The following is a 975-nucleotide window of genomic DNA, read 5'->3' on the forward strand; positions in this document are numbered from 1 at the left end:
TAAGTCGGTTTCTCAGCCACTCGTCGAGTGATTTCAGCTTTGATGCAATACTGGCTAGGCGGTAATTATTTACCCATCCCATCCATATTTCTTTAAGCTTTTGGAGCCGTTCTGCGAAGCTGTACGGTCTGGTCTTCTTGGTGATCTGCTTGAGTTTGCGTTTGAGTGAGTCCCAGCTGTTCTTTTTCACCACCAGTTGGTATTTTCCTTTGACTCCCTTCTCGTAAGTTGGGACAAATGCATGTCCCAGCAGCTCGAAGTCGGATGGTCTTCGGATGCCACTTTTCTCCCTGTTGATGGGCAACCTGAGCTTGTCCCTCAGAAAGAGGTAAATCTCGTTGCCCACCTTTCTGGCCTCCTTCTTTGACTTGGTGTAGATGCTGAAATCATCCGCATAACGGACGTATTTCAGGTTTCTCCGTTCCAGTTCCTTGTCCAGCAAGTCCAGTAGGATATTGGACAGCAACGGACTGAGTGGCGAGCCTTGCGGAACGCCTTTTCTACGTTTGTGCAGTTTTCCGTTGATCTGGATGGGTGCACGCAGCCATTTTCGGATCAGCCGTAGGGTGGTAGGACATTTTACTCGTTGGTAGATCAGTTGAAGTAGAACCGAGTGGTCAACTTCGTCAAAGAACCCCTTAAGGTCGATGTCCACGATATCCTGATAGCCATCGTTGATGTTTTTCAGGGCTTGTGTAACTGCCTTATGGATGTTCTTTTCGGGGCGGAAGCCATAGCTGTGTTCCTCGAACGTAAGTTCATATTTGGTCATCAGCACTTGGCTTACCGCCTGTTGGAGCCACCTTTCCACTGCCGTGGGTACTCCCAGTAATCTGGTTTTTCCGTTGCTCTTGGGGATTTCAACCCCCTTGATAGGTTGAGGTACGTACGTGTGGTTCAGGATGGAAGTGGCAATCCTGTCCCTGTTGTTTTCCAGGTAGGAAAACAGTTCGGTGACCTGCATGCCGTCCACCC

The 975-nt window shown here is 49.2% G+C and carries 1 protein-coding gene; it reads right to left on the reverse strand.

Annotated features, from left to right (window positions below; translation table 11 throughout):
* A partial coding sequence (gene ltrA / locus IAQ59_RS22000; protein WP_342450742.1) for a group II intron reverse transcriptase/maturase occupies window positions 1–973 on the reverse strand: 973 nt, incomplete at its 3' end.
* Window positions 974–975: the final 2 nt, after the last annotated feature.

Origin of the sequence: Lunatimonas salinarum, assembly GCF_017811155.1 — a bacterium.
GTDB lineage: Bacteria > Bacteroidota > Bacteroidia > Cytophagales > Cyclobacteriaceae > Lunatimonas > Lunatimonas salinarum.